The sequence below is a fragment of the Photobacterium sp. HL06 genome (assembly GCF_059552575.1).
Genome location: NZ_CM183914.1, coordinates 2,606,109 through 2,622,706, shown reverse-complemented (window position 1 = coordinate 2,622,706; position 16,598 = coordinate 2,606,109). Strand labels below are relative to the sequence as shown.

Annotated in this window: 15 protein-coding genes; 6 read left to right on the top strand and 9 right to left on the bottom strand. The window is 46.7% G+C overall.

Features of this window, described 5'->3' with window-relative positions:
• Window positions 1–41 precede the first annotated feature (41 nt).
• Complete coding sequence (locus AC51G0_RS12090) at window positions 42–1,661, bottom strand: VRR-NUC domain-containing protein (protein WP_496298719.1); 1,620 nt, start codon at window positions 1,659–1,661, stop codon at window positions 42–44.
• A 160-nt stretch (window positions 1,662–1,821) separates the two neighbouring features.
• On the opposite strand from AC51G0_RS12090, the gene AC51G0_RS12085 reads away from it, so the two are divergent.
• Both AC51G0_RS12085 and ydiJ read left to right on the top strand, forming a co-directional pair.
• Entirely contained in the window at window positions 1,822–3,315 is a 1,494-nt protein-coding gene (locus AC51G0_RS12085) for a bifunctional NUDIX hydrolase/phosphatase PAP2 family protein (protein WP_496298718.1), read from the top strand.
• A gap of 131 nt (window positions 3,316–3,446) precedes the next feature.
• Window positions 3,447–6,515 (top strand): D-2-hydroxyglutarate dehydrogenase YdiJ, encoded by a 3,069-nt coding sequence (gene ydiJ / locus AC51G0_RS12080; protein ID WP_496298717.1) that lies wholly within the window; start codon window positions 3,447–3,449, stop codon window positions 6,513–6,515.
• 100 nt (window positions 6,516–6,615) lie between these two features.
• On the opposite strand, the gene aqpZ is transcribed toward ydiJ, so the two are convergent.
• Window positions 6,616–7,302 carry an aquaporin Z gene (aqpZ, locus tag AC51G0_RS12075; protein ID WP_496301932.1) on the bottom strand — a complete coding sequence of 229 codons (687 nt, stop codon included), beginning with the start codon at window positions 7,300–7,302 and terminating at the stop codon, window positions 6,616–6,618.
• 141 nt (window positions 7,303–7,443) lie between these two features.
• Window positions 7,444–8,328, bottom strand: coding sequence for a LysR family transcriptional regulator (locus AC51G0_RS12070; RefSeq protein WP_496298716.1), 885 nt, complete (start codon window positions 8,326–8,328; stop codon window positions 7,444–7,446).
• Window positions 8,329–8,520: 192 nt separating this feature from the next.
• Here AC51G0_RS12070 and AC51G0_RS12065 point away from each other — a divergent pair, with 192 nt between their 5' ends.
• On the top strand, window positions 8,521–9,213 hold the full coding sequence (locus AC51G0_RS12065) for a cation efflux transmembrane domain-containing protein (protein ID WP_496298715.1): 693 nt from the start codon (window positions 8,521–8,523) through the stop codon (window positions 9,211–9,213).
• Window positions 9,214–9,253: 40 nt separating this feature from the next.
• On the opposite strand, the gene AC51G0_RS12060 is transcribed toward AC51G0_RS12065, so the two are convergent.
• Window positions 9,254–9,736, bottom strand: coding sequence for a LabA-like NYN domain-containing protein (locus AC51G0_RS12060; protein ID WP_496298714.1), 483 nt, complete (start codon window positions 9,734–9,736; stop codon window positions 9,254–9,256).
• A gap of 162 nt (window positions 9,737–9,898) precedes the next feature.
• Here AC51G0_RS12060 and AC51G0_RS12055 point away from each other — a divergent pair, with 162 nt between their 5' ends.
• From AC51G0_RS12055 to AC51G0_RS12045, 3 genes are all read left to right on the top strand, one after another.
• Window positions 9,899–10,657, top strand: coding sequence for a YggN family protein (locus AC51G0_RS12055; RefSeq protein ID WP_496298713.1), 759 nt, complete (start codon window positions 9,899–9,901; stop codon window positions 10,655–10,657).
• 308 nt (window positions 10,658–10,965) lie between these two features.
• A complete protein-coding gene (locus tag AC51G0_RS12050; RefSeq protein ID WP_496298711.1) occupies window positions 10,966–11,457 on the top strand; it encodes a hypothetical protein in 492 nt (163 codons plus the stop codon).
• 133 nt (window positions 11,458–11,590) lie between these two features.
• Window positions 11,591–11,746 (top strand): hypothetical protein, encoded by a 156-nt coding sequence (locus AC51G0_RS12045; RefSeq protein ID WP_496298710.1) that lies wholly within the window; start codon window positions 11,591–11,593, stop codon window positions 11,744–11,746.
• Window positions 11,747–11,836: 90 nt separating this feature from the next.
• On the opposite strand, the gene AC51G0_RS12040 is transcribed toward AC51G0_RS12045, so the two are convergent.
• The 5 genes from AC51G0_RS12040 to AC51G0_RS12020 form a co-directional block, all read right to left on the bottom strand.
• Entirely contained in the window at window positions 11,837–14,206 is a 2,370-nt protein-coding gene (locus AC51G0_RS12040; protein ID WP_496298709.1) for a YgiQ family radical SAM protein, read from the bottom strand.
• 10 nt (window positions 14,207–14,216) lie between these two features.
• Window positions 14,217–15,458, bottom strand: a complete 1,242-nt coding sequence (locus AC51G0_RS12035; RefSeq protein WP_496298707.1) for a site-specific integrase — start codon at window positions 15,456–15,458, stop codon at window positions 14,217–14,219.
• An 8-nt stretch (window positions 15,459–15,466) separates the two neighbouring features.
• The gene (xisR, locus tag AC51G0_RS12030) at window positions 15,467–15,706 is read right to left on the bottom strand and encodes an excisionase family protein (RefSeq protein WP_496298706.1); all 240 of its coding nucleotides are present in this window, start codon (window positions 15,704–15,706) and stop codon (window positions 15,467–15,469) included.
• Window positions 15,707–15,923: 217 nt separating this feature from the next.
• Complete coding sequence (locus tag AC51G0_RS12025) at window positions 15,924–16,304, bottom strand: hypothetical protein (protein WP_496298704.1); 381 nt, start codon at window positions 16,302–16,304, stop codon at window positions 15,924–15,926.
• Window positions 16,301–16,552 carry a hypothetical protein gene (locus tag AC51G0_RS12020; protein ID WP_496298703.1) on the bottom strand — a complete coding sequence of 84 codons (252 nt, stop codon included), beginning with the start codon at window positions 16,550–16,552 and terminating at the stop codon, window positions 16,301–16,303. Before AC51G0_RS12020 ends, AC51G0_RS12025 begins: the two co-directional genes overlap by 4 nt.
• Window positions 16,553–16,598 lie beyond the last annotated feature (46 nt).

Here is a 16,598-nt window from a genome sequence, read left to right as displayed (position 1 = left end):
TAAAAGGGCGAGCATGACTCGCCCGTTTAGCTTTTACAAATTCAATCACTCCATGTCACATAGGCCACGATTGCCGGTACATCCAACTTCTGAAACACTTTCAGCCAGCGAACTTGGTTGCTTTGCAATTTATCTCCCGGGCCTTTGACTTCCACCCATTGATAGTGGTTATCTTTAAACATTATTAAGTCAGGAAACCCTGATCTATTGTTCTTGGGATCAAAAAGCACCCGTTCAAATAACCGGGCTAACACATCCACAGGAATAGCTCCTGTCGCTAGGTTTACTATTTCCGGGGACAACAACTGCCAGTTTACCCAATCGTTACTTAAGCCCTGCTTGTTATCGTAAACCTGTGACCATTGCTGCCATTTAGCACAACTAATTTCATCGAGGCGCTGTTTAATTGCACTCTCTCGCTGCTCGTAAAATCCCTGGTGAAACATATCACGGGGAGAACGCTGATAAGGGTTTAAAAATGCCCCGGGGACTGGCGAGAAGATGATATCCCAGAAAGCAAGCCCGAATAATCCACATAGCAAGCTGTTTTCCAGATAGTAAACGGACCAGCCTTGGCTGGCATAGTACTCGGCGACAGCCAGTTCAACACGTTGCCCGCTGTTGGGCAAAATGAGGTGGCTTTCATTGAACTTAGGTTTTGGATCTTGCTGATAGGTACGGCTTAGCGTTCGGCTTAATTTCTTTTCTAGCCTGGCTGCTACTTCAGATTCTTCTTCATTGCTAGGTTGCTGCTTGATTGCCAACGTGAGTTGTAATGCCTGCTCATGCTGTTGCAGTTTGTCCAATATACGTACCTGACGCTCACGGGCAGGGGGAATAATGCTTTCCCGAAATAGCGTGAGCGCTTGGTCAAGCATGTCAAAGCGTTCCAAATCACGAGCGATATGGTTAATGAGCTGTTGGCGTTTGCGCTCTAGTGGTGGCCACTCATAAGCAGAGGGGGTTTCAGCCGCAAGCGCAGTGATAGCTAATTGATCTTTTTCCTCTTTGGCTAGCCAATAGTGATCACTGAGATCTGAAAGCGTCAGCCATTGCTGGATTTGGTGACGTTCGGTAAAGAGCCGGGTATTTTTATCGACAGAGTAAGTTTCAAACTGGTGTAGCCCAAGATCGGAGAGGATAAATTGACTGAGATCTTGATGGCGGTTACCGAAAAAAAGCAATAGGAAAGTATCGAGATACTGCTGGTGGCGTATTTGCAGTATTTTCTGTTTGAATGCACCCAGGCTAGGGGAATGTTGGTTTAGTTCATCAACGAGAGCTTGCTTGCGCAATAATTTATGCTGTGACAAGACAGGAAATAGCTTCAGCAGTTCCGGTTTGGTAAATAGCGCAGCGATATCTTCTGTTGCCCAGTCAGAGTTATTGACTTCGATGAGCTTGGCATCATTGAGTGCTTCGACTGCCATCGCCAGGTTGCTAATTTCATTATAGGCAAGTTTGTCATATCGAAAGAACGGCCCCTTTCTCGACAATAAACGGACACACAGCATCTGAGCATTGGCTGGCAAGCCGCGAAATACTTTGACCCAAGTTGACTCTTCTTCGCTGAGCAGATCGTAATAGCGCTGTTCGACACTGTCGATCAGTAGCAGAAAGTTGTGTAGGTAGTAATCTGGTGCGAGTTCTATGGGCTTCATGGTATTTTCTTAATCCGATGTATTCATGGTTATCGGTTGTGGTTTTCCTGCCGAAGGCTGATGAGAAAGCCAATGCATAACATTTTGCCTTTTCATCAATGGCTTACAGTCAACGCAGCTGATATTATGCAAGTCGAATCCCTCCGCTATAAGGTCCATTGTGCTTGTTCGGATAAACATATTCCTTCGTCTGTTTATTATGCTCTTTACTGCAGCTGTTGCTTTCCCTGTGCTAGCAAATAATGCGTCCGCGGATACAAATACCCATGCTGCCGGTGATATCGTTGGGGCTGTTTGTGTTATTCGTCATGATAATAAAATGGTCATGCTGTCTGAAGTTATCACGAGAAAAATATCCTTGCCAGGGGGGTATATTGACGAAGGGGACACGCCTGAGCAGGCGGCTGCGCGAGAAGCGCTGGAAGAAACCGGTATTAAGGTAAAAGTCGGCGATTTATTGCAATATCGTGGTCGTGCGGCCATTTATAGCTGTGTCGCCGAATCCCCAGTTTTAGTCTCATCTTTCAAAGATCATACTGGTCACCCGATTGTGGCATCTTGGTTTGCCAAACATTTTGCGACTGAAGTTCAACGTGTTTATTTAATAGATCCGGATACGATAGAGCCACAAGAGTATCGTTATCCCAAAGATGCTCTTTTGCTAGCAGATTGGGTAAAGAGAACCCCAGCCAGTGAGATCGTGATCTATTCGGATCTCAGTGATCAGGTAAACACTATGCATCGCATAGAGCTTGAGTGGATCCGTCAGCTACAGCAGTTCATCAAGTCATGGCCGGAGGGGGCTCAAACCGTTTTTGATGGCATCATGTTTATGATGAACCTACCGGGCGAATCCCTGTTTATAACCCTGCTTGTCGTGGTTGTTGCTGGTTTTTATGGCCCGCAGGGCTTGCTCAAGCTGGCATTATTATTGCTGTTAGCAACCTTTACCGCCTCTTTGATAAAGCTGGGTGTTGCCTCCCCACGTCCTTCATACATTATTCCTGAGTTGCAGCAAATTAATGCTTATGGCTTTGGATTCCCGAGTGGGCATACTCTAATGGCGACCATACTTTGGGGCATGTGCTGGTATGAGTTAACCCAGCGCGTGAGTAATACAGTGAAGTGGCTATCTTTACCGTTTTTTATGCTGCTTATCTTTTGTCAGGCTCTCGCACGGGTATGGTATGGGGTTCACTTTATTAGCGATACGCTAATGAGCATTCTGCTTGGTTTTGCAGTCGTTGCTGTTTTAATGGCTTGGCAATCCAGGGCACGTTCTTCCTTTCGACATTGCATCGTTAACAAGTGGTTCTGGCTTTCAATGGCGATGGTGAGTGGTATTTCGGCCGGGTTAACCCTGGCACCTTTGCATATGTATGTTTTTGCTGTATTGCTGGGGATAGTATTGAGTGTCGAGACTGTAGTTGAAAATACAGTGGCTTCTTCATTCAAGGTACGATTGCTGGTAGCGGGGATTTTGCTTGTGGGCTTGATAGCCGTTGGTTATGGCGTTGAGCTACTGACTGGGCTCTCGACGGTGAGTTTGGTCGTCCTGGCTATTCGAGGGGGCGGATGCATGCTTGCTGCTATTTGGCTAGTGGCTGGGTCTTCGTTTATATCAAATAGATTGACTATAAAGTATCCGCTTTAATTGGTGTTTTGCGGTGTTGCGCTCTGTCACACTTTGTTTCATATTCGTAGTGAGGTAAAGTGAATGCAAACGATTCTATAAGAGAGGCCAGTAGTCGTAGGATACGGCAGTGATACTGGACAAGGAGAGCAATGTTACCTGTACTGACACATCAGAATAGTATCGACGATGTCGTACTGTCATATCTGAGCGAATTGGATAACGCCGGTTTTACCGGGGATATTGAGCAAAACTATGCCAGCCGGTTAGCGGTTGCCACTGATAATAGCGTTTACCAGCAGCTGCCGCAGGCAGTGGTATTCCCCCGCAACCTAGATGACCTCATTTTGATTGGCCGAGTTGGCCAGGGCTCTGATTATAAGCAAGTGACTTTTTCTGCCCGAGGCGGTGGTACTGGCACTAATGGCCAGTCATTGACGCCGGGTATCGTGGTTGATCTGTCTCGCCATATGAATCAGATCATTGAAGTGAATCCGGATCAAGGTTGGGTGCGAGTCCAAACAGGTGTTGTCAAAGATCAGCTCAATGACGCATTGCGCCCATATGGCTATTTCTTTTCACCGGACCTGTCGACCAGTAACCGTGCGACGGTTGGTGGCATGATCAACACCGATGCCTCTGGTCAGGGATCGCTTAAATATGGCAAAACTTCTGATCACGTCCTGTCACTGAAAGCAGTCCTGGTTGACGGCTCAGTACTCGAAACAGAGCCTCTTACCCAAGAAGAACTGCTTGCTTTGCCTCCGGGTGAGGATTTGGCAAGCACGGCAATGAAGATCTCTTCACAGGTTTGCCGAGACAAGCGCCAGGAAATTGTCGACAAGTTTCCGCCATTGAACCGCTTTCTTACCGGTTATGATCTGAAGAATGTCTTTGACGACAAACTCGCTGAGTTTGATATTGCTCGCTTGCTCTGTGGTGCCGAAGGTTCACTGGCCTTCATTGCGGAGGCGAAACTTAATATTACCCCGATCCCCAAATCTCGAACTTTGGTCAATATTAAATACGACAGCTTTGATTCGGCACTACGTAATGCACCTATGATGGTTGAAGCGCAGGCACTGTCGGTTGAAACGGTTGATTCACGGGTTTTGAATTTAGCTAAACAAGATATTGTTTGGCATACCGTGAGTGATCTTCTGACAGATGTGCCGGGCAAAGAGCTGCTGGGCATCAATATGGTTGAGTTCGCCAGCAATGATCTTGAGGAAAACCAGAGTCAGGTAGCAGCGCTTTGTGTGCAGCTTGATGGTTTAATCGCCAATGCGCAGAGCGGTGTGATTGGTTATCAGGTTTGTGATGAGCTTGCCAGCATCCAAAAAATATATGGTATGCGCAAGAAGGCCGTAGGCCTGCTGGGGGCGGCGAAAGGCAGTAAAAAGCCTGTTGCCTTTGCCGAAGATACCTGTGTGCCACCGGAAAACCTGGCTGACTTTATTGCTGAATTCCGTCAGCTGCTAGACGAAAAGCAGCTCGATTACGGTATGTTCGGCCATGTTGACGCCGGGGTGCTTCATGTACGTCCTGCTCTGGATATGTGCGATCCGGAACAAGAACGCTTGATGAAGGAAGTATCGGATCAGGTTGTTGCATTGGTTGCTAAATATGGTGGCCTGATGTGGGGTGAGCACGGTAAAGGCTTCCGCTCAGAGTATGGTCCGGAATTCTTTGGCGATGAACTGTTCACAGAGCTGAGACGCATAAAAGCGGCGTTTGACCCGGATAACCGGATGAATCCAGGCAAGATTTGTACGCCATTGAACAGCGATGCTGAGCTGGTTAAGGTGGACGGGGTGAAACGGGGCTTTTACGATCGCCAGATCCCGGTGAAAGTGCGCGATAGCTTTAAACAGGCGATGGAGTGTAATGGTAACGGCCTGTGCTTTAACTACGATACCAGCTCACCGATGTGCCCATCGATGAAGATCACCGCTGATCGCCGCCACTCCCCGAAAGGCCGGGCTGGGCTGGTACGCGAATGGTTACGGCAACTGGCAGAGCGGGGCATTGACCCGATTAAGCTGGAAGCGGAACTAATGAGCCAGTCGCCTTCTGTGAAGCAGATCATCGACCGTTTTAGAAATACATTTGGTGCAGGTAAGAGCGACTATGACTTTTCCCATGAAGTCATGGAGGCTATGAATGGTTGTCTGGCATGTAAGGCATGTGCCAGCCAGTGCCCGATAAAAGTGGATGTACCTAGCTTCCGCTCCCGCTTTATGAACCTGTACTACAGCCGCTATCAGCGTCCGGCTAAAGACTACCTGGTTGCTTATGTCGAAAGCTATCTACCTATAATGGCGAAAGCACCGGCAACCTTTAATGCGATGATGCGTCCGTCGTGGGCGAAGATGCTCACCGAAAAAACGATTGGTTATGTCGATATGCCGAGCTTGTCGGTACCTACCTTGAAGGAAGGGCTGAATGGCCATCATGCAACGCGGTTTGACCTGCAATGGCTGCAGGCATTGTCTGAGCAGGAACGTCAGGAATATGTCCTGATTGTGCAAGATCCGTTTACCAGCTATTACGATGCCGATGTTGTGCAGGATTTTGTCTACTTGATTGAAAAGTTAGGCAAAAAGCCGATGCTCGTGCCATTTAAGCCAAATGGCAAGGCCCAGCATATTAAGGGCTTCCTGCGCCAGTTTGCCAAGACAGCACGCAATACTGCCGACTTTTTAAATCAGCTGGCGGGCTTGGGTATTCCTTTGGTGGGTGTCGATCCGGCACTGGTACTGTGCTACCGAGATGAATATGAGGAAGTACTCGGCGAAGAACGGGGTGATTTCCATGTCATGACAGCACATGAATGGTTGCTACCGTTAATGCCTTCGTTACCTTCTCACCCATTACGGGAAGATGATAGGTGGTACTTGTTTGCCCATTGCACCGAAAAAACCAAAATGCCCAATGCCGAGAAGGAGTGGACTGACATCTTTGCCCAGTTTGGTGCCAACCTGATGCCTGTATCGGTTGGTTGCTGTGGTATGGCTGGTACTTTCGGCCATGAGAAAGACAAGCTGGAAATGTCCCGGGGTGTGTACGATCTAAGCTGGCAGCCAAACCTCGAACAGCTAGATACTGACCGTTGTATGGCGACAGGTTATTCTTGCCGCAGCCAGGTGAAGCGTTTTGAACATATCAAAATGAAACATCCGGTACAGGTATTGCTGCAGGTAATAAATAACCTTCGCTAACACCGGATTAGTTGCGGGTGCTAAATCTATAAAAGGGAAGTGGAATTATTTCTTTATAACCAATCGGTTATACTAAAATTTCCCCGCTTCCCGCTTCCGTCTACTCGTCCGGACTTAACCACCGGTAAGCAAATCCCGCCACCAGAGCCCCGAGTATCGGCGCAACCCAGAATAACCAAAGCTGAGCCATCGCCCAGTCACCCACCATAATGGCGGGACCCGTACTGCGTGCCGGATTCACCGAAGTATTGGTAACCGGAATGCTGATTAAGTGGATAAGTACAAGGGCTAACCCGATTGCCAGCCCGGCCATCGCGGGGGTTGCCAGCTTGTGCGTGACACCGAGGATCACAATAAGAAACATGAAGGTCATAACAAACTCGGTCACAAAACCAGACACTAACGTGTAGCCGCCAGGTGAGTGATCGCCATAACCGTTAGAGGCTAACCCGCCGGCAAGATCAAACCCGGCTTGCCCGCTGGCAATGATATAGAGTGTAAAGGCACCGAGCATCGCACCTAATACCTGAAAGACAATGTATGGGGCTACTTCGTTGGCAGGAAAGCGTCCACCGGACCATAGGCCAACAGTCACCGCCGGGTTGAGATGGCAACCGGAAATATGACCAATCGCATAGGCCATAGTGACTACGGTTAAACCAAAGGCCAAAGAGACGCCTAAAAGCCCGATCCCTACTTCCGGAAAGGCTGCTGCTAGAACCGCACTGCCGCAGCCGCCTAGCACCAACCAGAATGTACCGATGAACTCCGCCACTAGCTTCTTAATCATTGTTGTTATCCTCATGCACTGGGGAAATCTCAGTTCAGAGTATAGAAATGGAAGTGGCTGACTAAAGGCTCAAAAATGGAAAAGCTAGCTAAAAGTGGGTATGGTGATTATTTATCTTCAACTCATACCGTTGAGCACTTAGTGGTTGGCTTCCAGTAAATAGTTTTCAAGCTGATCAGACAACCATTGAATAACAGCCCCGCGCCGGGCTTCACTTTCAACAATTTCCCCATAGGGTTGCCAGCTCATTGCTTTGCTGTGTTTGAGCACGGTGATTGTACCGTCTCGCAGGTGTTCATTGATCAGTAAGGCAGGCACGTAAGACCAACCAGCGCCATCAAGCACGGCATCTCGGAGGTGCTCGAAGAAAGGGAGGGCAATAAAATTGCTGGAACGTGGCGTTACAGCTCTCAGGCTTTCATCATCAATATACGCGAGAGCTATCTCGGTATAGCGTTCCATGTCGGTGCTGTTCACTTTTCGTAAGCGGCTTAGGGGATGGCTTTTATGGGCAACCGACATCATCCGGATTTGACCTAGTTCGTAATGGTGCACCCGTGGGATCTGATGATCGCTGGGCAGGAGACTGTAAGCGACGTCGATGATATTTTGCTGTACCATTTGCTCAAGTTCTGGTGGCGGTGCAACATAAATCGAAATACTTATGCCCGGAAATCGTTCGCTCATTTGCTGGACTAAACGGCGCCATAAGGATTCGGGAAGCGCATCATCACGCGCAATACGTAGTGAAGACTCAACGCCATTAAGATGTTGGTCACATTTACCCTGAATGTCATTGGCTATCATCAATAGGCGCTCACAGTCATTGGCTATCGCCTCTCCGATATCTGTCAGTTGAACCTTGTTTCCTGTTCGGTCCAACAGCTGGACCCCCAGATCATCTTCAAATGCGCTCAGCGCAGCACTTACCGTGGTGCGGCTTTTATTGAGTTTTCGCGCGGCTTCGGCAATTGAGCCGCTTTGGCTGGTATGAATGAACATTTCTATCTGGCTGATTTTCACAAGGACGCCTTATTGATATGCAGGGTTAATAGGCCTGTGCGATAAATGGATTCTGGATACAGGGTGTAATGCCCAGCGACGAAATAGTTGTCGCTGAGTGATTATAGCAATGACTAATTAATAAGTAAGATACCTGTAGTTTGATAAGTAAAGAATACCCGACGGAAATTACGTCGGGTGATAGAGGTGAATATGTCTTGTAATGTGCAGCTTGAACGGCGGCTGCTTCAGTTTTCGACCCTTTCCTCATTCCTGTTTGCCATGATGGGGATCGGACTCGGGCTGTGGATGGGATCTTTGGTTATTGTTTTCGATGGCGCCTATTCGTTTGTCAGCCTGGCTTTGACCCTGGTGTCTTTAGCCGCCGCTGTGTATATCCGCAAACCCGAAGTGACAATGCAACCTCAGAATGTTGCCAAAATAGAGCCTATGGTGATTGCATTGAAAGGGATAGTGATCACAGTGATGTGCTGTATTTCGTTTAGCTCTGCGGTTGTCGCAATATTGAATGGTGGCCGTGAGGTAGACACTGGCTTGGCACTTCTGTTTGGTGTGATTAATATCATCGGATGTTTGGCTACGATTTGGGTGATGGCGAAAAAAGGGAAACAAGCAAATTCAGCGTTGGTAGAAGCAGAAGTCAAGCAATGGGTCATGGATACTGTGATTAGCGGGGCTGTCATGGCAGGGTTTATTATCGCAACCATGATGAAATATACCGAGTTTGCACAATATTCGGTGTACGCCGATCCGATGATGGTAGTGATTGCCTCAATTTATTTCGTAATTGTGCCGTTGAAAATGGTATATGGCGCCGTTAACAACCTTAGAAAGCTGTCAGTAGTTCAAAGTGATGATGGCGTGATCAGTAGTGTGGCGAAGTAATCATTGGATGGGAAGCAAGAAAGAGCTTCCCATTTATGTTTTATTTACGGCCTAGAAGGAGTGTTTCTTCGATTTCACGAAAGTAATTAGCCGTATTGATGAGCGAAGTAGCAGTTAGTGCTGGCACGCCATATATTTCGACATCGACGTTAAACTTAGACTGTACCTTTTCAACGAGGAGATCGAAATCACCATCCCCAGAGAGCAGGATGATACGGTCGACATCCGGGGCATGCTCAATCACATCTAAGGTGATCCCCACATCCCAGTCACCTTTAGCAGATCCATCGCTACGCTGGATAAAGGGCTTGAGTTTCACTTCAAAACCAATCCCTCTCAGGATATTCTGAAACTGACGCTGCTTTTCATCACCTCGGTGAATGGCATAAGCATAGGCCGCTACGACTTCTCGCCCTTGTGTAGCTTCAGCCCAAAATGCGTTGTAATCAAAATTACAACTATAGGTGTCTTTTACGGTGTAGTAGATGTTTTGCACATCAACAAAAATAGCGACTTTTTCCACAATAGCTCAGACCCGGTGAATGAAAGCAGACAGAGTGCCTATTAACGAGTAAAAACTCAAGCAAGATAATGTAAATGGCCGCAATATTGTTTGCACTTGTAGAGATGATAAAAAAATGTGACAGTAAGCCGAACTACTTGCCATAGCTGAAGAATTGAAATTTTGAAAAAGACGATGATGATGAAGAAAACCCTGGTGGCTAGTCTCATTCTTGGATCGACTACCGCATTTGCGCAGAGTTGCCCTGTTGATGTACAGAACGATATCCATATTGCCGATGAGCAGGTATCTGTCTATCAAGATGGCCAGCCTAAGATGTTGATTGATGAAAATAACCAGGTCTACATCAATGGCAAGCACTTGGAGCTGAATGCAGTGCAGCAGCAGGCTGTTGAAGCTTATAGCTACGGAGTGAAAGAGTACCTCCCTAAGATGGCGGATCTTGCTGATGATGGTGTCGGTATCGCCTCGGATATCGTCAATGAAGTATCAGCTCGCTTTGACTCTAAAGCGTCGTTTGCCAAGGTAGAAGAGCTGATAGAAGACTATGGCCAGAAGGCACAGCAAAAATTCTACCAGGACGGCGAGTTTGTTATGCCTGCGGATATGTTTGCCAACGTCGATTCAGACTGGAAACAGGAGTTTGAAGAAGCGATGAAGCACGTCAGTATGGAATCGATGTCAGGATTATTTTCAGCCCTGTCGCAAGAAATGAAAAACGGTGAGATTAATTTCACCGAGCTTCAGAAACAGTTTTCTGAACTGAAAGTATGGATTGAGGAAAAAGTACGCTCAAGGTCGGGTGAAATTGCGACCAAAGCAAATGAACTGTGTGATTCAATAAAAGATCTTGCTGAGGAAGAACAGCAGCTGCACCGGACAGTCCCAGAATTAAAAAATTATCAAATGTTTGAAATCTAGTGGTTGCTATAAATTTGTAAGCATTTGTAATTGAAACCAACATTTATTAGTAGTGAATGCTATTCAATTGAATAGCATTTCCATTTCATCGCTTTATTTTCGAATAAGCGACAGCATCAATTATCAATTGTATAGAACCTATAACTCCCCATTAACGCATAGTGATTTCTCATTGGTGGTTATAAAGTACGTGTAAATGCATCTTTATTAGAATAATGGCATCAGCTAAATAAATTTCTATAACATTGCAATAAATATCAATTAGTTGGTATTTTTTCATTAGAGATAATTAAGAGGTTAAATTTCAGGTGAGTGAAAGTGAGAAGTACAATGCTATCTCTTCGATTGTTGAATTCCTGAACAAGATAGGCCTTGGTGTTGAATATACACAATTAGATAATAATACGTTATTGCCTGGGTTTCTCCTCGTCGAAGGAAGGCTCTATATCGATAGGGATAAACTCCTATATCCGGGAGAGCTACTCTATAAAGCAGGACAAATTGCAGTAGCGCCTCCTGCTGAGCGTGCATGCTTTAATGGTGATATTGAACACGAGTCATGTGATGAGGCAATGGTGATTGCCTGGTGCTGGGCTGTATTAGAACATCTCGATTTATCACCTGAAGTGATTTTTTATAATAGGAATAGAAGTCCCGGAGATATTATCGACAGGTTTAATACGGGGCGTTTTTTTGGTGTCCCCTTGCTACAGTGGGCGGGAATGACCAATGAACCGACCCGGGACTTAAATGGTAATATGGTTGTGTTTCCGGCAATGATCAAATGGCTGAGAGATTAATGTAGCTCGTAACCCGTTGTGGTTTCTACCGCGATGCGAAGAAAAACCATATCTATGATTTCATTGGCAAAATAAACTTTCTAAGTGTGTTAGGGTGGTGGAAGGTCGTCAGTTGGGTATCGAGGGTGAGTATATGTTAAAAATCGCCGTTATTTTTGTTTTGTTGCTACTGGCTTTTCTGGCGACGAAGTACTTGGATGACAACGCTCAGAAAAAAGTACTGATAGGACTTGGTATCGTTATAGGTAGCGCCGTCGTTTTTTTGATGGCAACTGAATTGCTGCGCTAACCAGGCGAGTTTAAATCGTTAGAGTCAGATGAAGCAAAGCCCGCTATAGATGCGGGCTTTGTTGTTTATAGTGCAATGACTACCTTGGTGTTAGCGAGCTTTTGCCCGGCTTTTGTTTGGCTTACCACCCTGGCGCTGACCTGCTGTAGGTTTTCCATTTCGGTTTGGACGACCAGAGTTGTTGTTACCGCGATTGCCTGACTGCTGTTCTGCGGTCTTACCTCCAGTCTTTCCTCTGCTACCTTGCTGGTTGCCTTTATTATTGCCATTGCCATTGCCATTGCCATTGCCATTGCCATTGCCATTGCCATTGCCATTAGAACGGCTGCCTGGCTTGCGCTTACCGTCTTTGCGAATATCTGGCTGGTTTGGATGTTTGGTCGCAAAACGTTTTGCACCATGGCGGCCAGATCCCCGGCGCTGTGCCGGGGTCATCTCGGCTTCGCTACCTTCTTCTGGCACCAAACAATTTGGTCTGTCACCAATAAGGTGTTTTTTCCCCATATCGATCAATGCATCACGAATGATTGGCCAGTTAGCCGGATCATGATAGCGCAGAAGGGCCTTATGGATACGGCGCTGGCGCTCACCTTTTGCGACGAACAAATCTTCACGTTTTTTGTATTTAACACGCTTTAACGGGTTCGTTTCAGAGTGGTACATCGACGTAGCATTACACATCGGTGATGGATAGAAGTTCTGAACCTGATCACATTCAAATTCGTTTTTCTTCAGCCATAGCGCCAGATTCAACATATCTTCATTGGTCGAGCCCGGGTGTGCCGAAATAAAGTAAGGGATCAGGTACTGTTTTTTACCAGCATCCTTACTGTATTTTTCAAACATATTTTTAAAGCGATCATAGGTTCCCATCCCCGGCTTCATCATCAGATCAAGGGTGCCTTTCTCTGTATGTTCAGGGGCAATTTTGAGGTAGCCGCCTACGTGATGCGTTACCAGCTCACGAACGTATTCTGGCGATTCAACCGCTAAGTCGTAACGGACACCAGAGGCAATCATGATTTTCTTGATCCCATCAACCTTACGCGCCTTACGGTAAAGATCGATAGTGTGCCTATGATCGGTATCCAGTTTCTTACAGATCTCCGGGAAGATGCAAGACGGGCGGCGACAGTTTGCTTCTGCGCGTGGATCTGAACAACCCAGGCGGTACATGTTTGCCGTTGGGCCACCAAGATCTGAAATGGTACCGGTAAAGCCAGGAACCTTATCGCGGATATCTTCCAGCTCTTCAATAATCGATTCATGAGAGCGGTTTTGAATAATACGGCCTTCATGTTCCGTAATTGAACAGAATGAACAACCACCAAAACAGCCCCGCATAATATTGACGGAAGTCTTGATCATGTCGTAGGCCGGAATTTTTGCCTTACCGTACGAAGGGTGTGGAACGCGCGCATAAGGAAGGCCGAACACGTAGTCCATCTCTTCGGTACTTAGCGGGATCGGCGGAGTATTGACCCATAACTCACGATCGCCATGCTTTTGTGCCAGCGCGCGTGCTGAATAAGGATTGGCTTCCAGGTGCATCACGCGGCTGGCATGTGCGTACAAAATACGGTCGTTACGCAGCTTTTCATATGACGGCAAACGCACAAAACTATTTTTAGCGTCGTGACGAGAAGGCGAGACGGTGATCGGCTTAGCTACCGGCTGCTCTTCTGTTTGATTCGTTTCGCATACTGACTCTGTTGCGTAAGGGTTGAGCATCGGCATTGTTTTGCCGGGCTTTTCGATACGAGACGAATCTATTTCACGTAAACCTTCAGGCACTTCCTTCAACATGACGGCTGTACCAGGGATACGCTTCACTTCTTCAAGGGTTTCACCATTCGCCAGGCGGTGTGCCACTTCAACCAATGCCCGTTCAGCATTACCAAACAGTAGAATGTCAGCTTTGGCATCAAAAATTACCGAGCGACGCACTTTATCTGACCAGTAGTCATAATGGGTTAAGCGGCGAAGGCTGGCCTCAATACCACCTAGCACGATAGGCGTCTCTTTATAAGCTTCACGGCAGCGCTGGGAATAGACAAGCACCGCACGATCAGGACGTTTACCGCCTTCGTTGTTCGGTGTGTATGCATCATCATGACGAAGTTTACGGTCTGCCGTGTAGCGGTTGATCATGGAATCCATGTTGCCGGCAGTGATGCCAAAGAACAGATTAGGCTGTCCCAGCGCCATGAAAGCGTCTTTATTATCCCATTCGGGCTGGGCAATCATACCGACACGGAACCCTTGTGATTCCAGTAAGCGCCCGATGACGGCCATACCAAAACTCGGGTGGTCGACATAAGCATCACCTGTAACAATAATAATGTCACAGCTATCCCAGCCGAGAGCATCCATTTCTGCACGGGTCGTCGGCAAGAAGGGTGCTGTTCCGTAGCACTCCGCCCAATACTTGGGATACTCGTTAATTTTCATTAAATTCATAAGCTTACAGTTACTTGTTCAATTTTAGGGGCATATAGGGGGCATTCTTGCCGTATTTTGTGTTTAGTATGTCCAGTTGATCTTGGGTGTGCTCACTCACCCAGTCACCGTACGTTTGATAGATTTCTTTAGCACTAGAATGCCCCATTTGGTTTGCTATAAATGTTGGATTTGCCCCTGCTGATAGCATCCAGCACGCATAAGTATGTCGCGTTTGATACGGCCTACGATAAGTCACTTTTGAGCGCCTACACACCGCGGTCCACTTATCGTGGATGCTAGTATGAAAATAGTAGGCCTTTGTTGCTCTAGTCGCAGTGACTCTCGGCGAAAAAACAGGGCGTATAAAAAAGGGCATGAGTTTACCATGTTCACGCTGCAAAACATCAATTTCTATGGCTGGATACATGAATGTTAGTAGTTGTTGTTGCTTTAGGGCGTCAATTGCCGGGTTTAGTAGGCTAATAACCCTTTCACCAGAGAGGGTTTTAGGTAATTTGAACACTCCTTCAAGGGTAAGATTGCGCCTTACAGTGATAGTACCTGCTTCCAGATCGATATCTTCCCAAGCGAGAGCCAATAACTCACCGTGGCGCATGCCTGTATACACGGCCACTTGCCATAAATTGCGGTCCTGGTCATTCAAGCAGCTTTCAATTAAGCGGCTAAACTCGCTCTGTGAAAGAGGATTGGGTTTGCTCTTATCTTGCTTAAGTTCCTTCAGGCCGTTCAGCACACGTTGATCACAGTACTCATTGTCTATGGCGAAGCCAATTAGCCCTTTCAGGGTTCGCATATAGGTATTGGTAGTGGATGCAGAGCAGCTTTCTAGAAACGCTTTACGCAGATCGAGTAGGGTGGCCTGTGTGATGTCAGTGACAAGTGCGTTACCGTCCAGATGAAGGCGCACTTGCTTCAGTCTCTGCTCGTAGTTCTTCATTGTGGCCGGGGTGACTTCGATACGCTTTAACTCAAGCCATAAATCGCAAAGCTGGTTTAGCGTGATTTCTCGCTGCTTTGGTTTGGAAAATTTAAGCGCGTTTTTGGACTCGGGAAACCACTCGATGTAATCAAAGGTGCCGGTACGTACGGCATGGCAAACAGAGGTTCGTTTTTCAGCGGCCAGGCGAATATTCTTTGGAGTAGGGGGAGCGCCAAGCGATTCACGACATCGCGCCCCCTTATACATAAACCAAATCCGCAACATACCTGAGTGAATCTCGACGCCAGTTGGTAATGACTTAGGGGGCATTGTTACTCCTAAAAGTGCTGAGGGTAAGATTCAATCCACTTGTTGATTTCAGGTAAGTTGTACAGAATTTTCGCTTTCTTTAGCGAAGGTTGCCCACTAGGGCCAATCTTTCTGTAGTGTTTGCCTTGCATCCAATTGCGCCGATAATTCGCGAGATTATCTTCGGTAAGGCCGAACATAAATACAATATAGTTGCTACCAACCCATTTGTTAGGTGGTGGTGTAATTAAAGAGATGTCAGAACTCATTGCACGTTTCCTTATTAAAAGCCGATGGTCAGACGACAGTGTTAGCGGCACCATTGTAATTGGTGCCGACATCATTAGGGTGATTGCTAATATTCAGGAGGTATTTCCAAATAGAATTTGGAGATGGTTTATTCCCCTTTATAATTAGAAAGCGAATAACCGACATAAAAAACAACACAGCCAATGGCATAAATAATTGGTGATAAATATTCCATCATTAAACCTCCGTATTTAATGGGTCGAAAATCCTTACCCTATTTGTTGTATGCCAACAACGAGCGTCACCTTTAAATAAACCGCCTGGCTTTAATTTGGCGCAGCCTTCAGGCAGTGACTCACCACAGTGCTTGCAGGTGCCTAACCTCTCGCGTATTGCTGGAATTTCAGCGTAGATACGATGAATCATCAGCTGTAAAGCTTCAGCTTGTTTAACTGGTTTACCTGGGTGCGAGAAAAACTCGCAGATATCATCAAGCCTTTCTTGTTCCTGCTCATCCAGAGGAAGCGGAAAGTTAGTTACGCCAGTGTCCTTCCGTCTATCTCGCAGGCGTTGGGCTCGACGTTTACCTTGTTCTCGCCTTCGTTCATCTTTATTCATGCTGCCACCTGCTTTGTTTTCTTACTGCGGGTGGCGGTTTTCTTGTTGGGTTTAATTAAGAGGCGCGCTTTAGTTAAACAGCTATCAAATACTTTTCCTTTAGCAAACGATGTGGTACTACGATAAAAACGTAAGGCTTCATTAATACCGCGATCTATTTCGGAGGGGGGATAACCCTCTTCTTGTAGCTTTTTATCAATATTCTTTACGATAAAGGCTTCAATGCTGTTATTCACTGGTTCTCTCATTGCACGATTTCCTTAAGGTGAATGTTTGTATTCAGGTTGTGGTCTT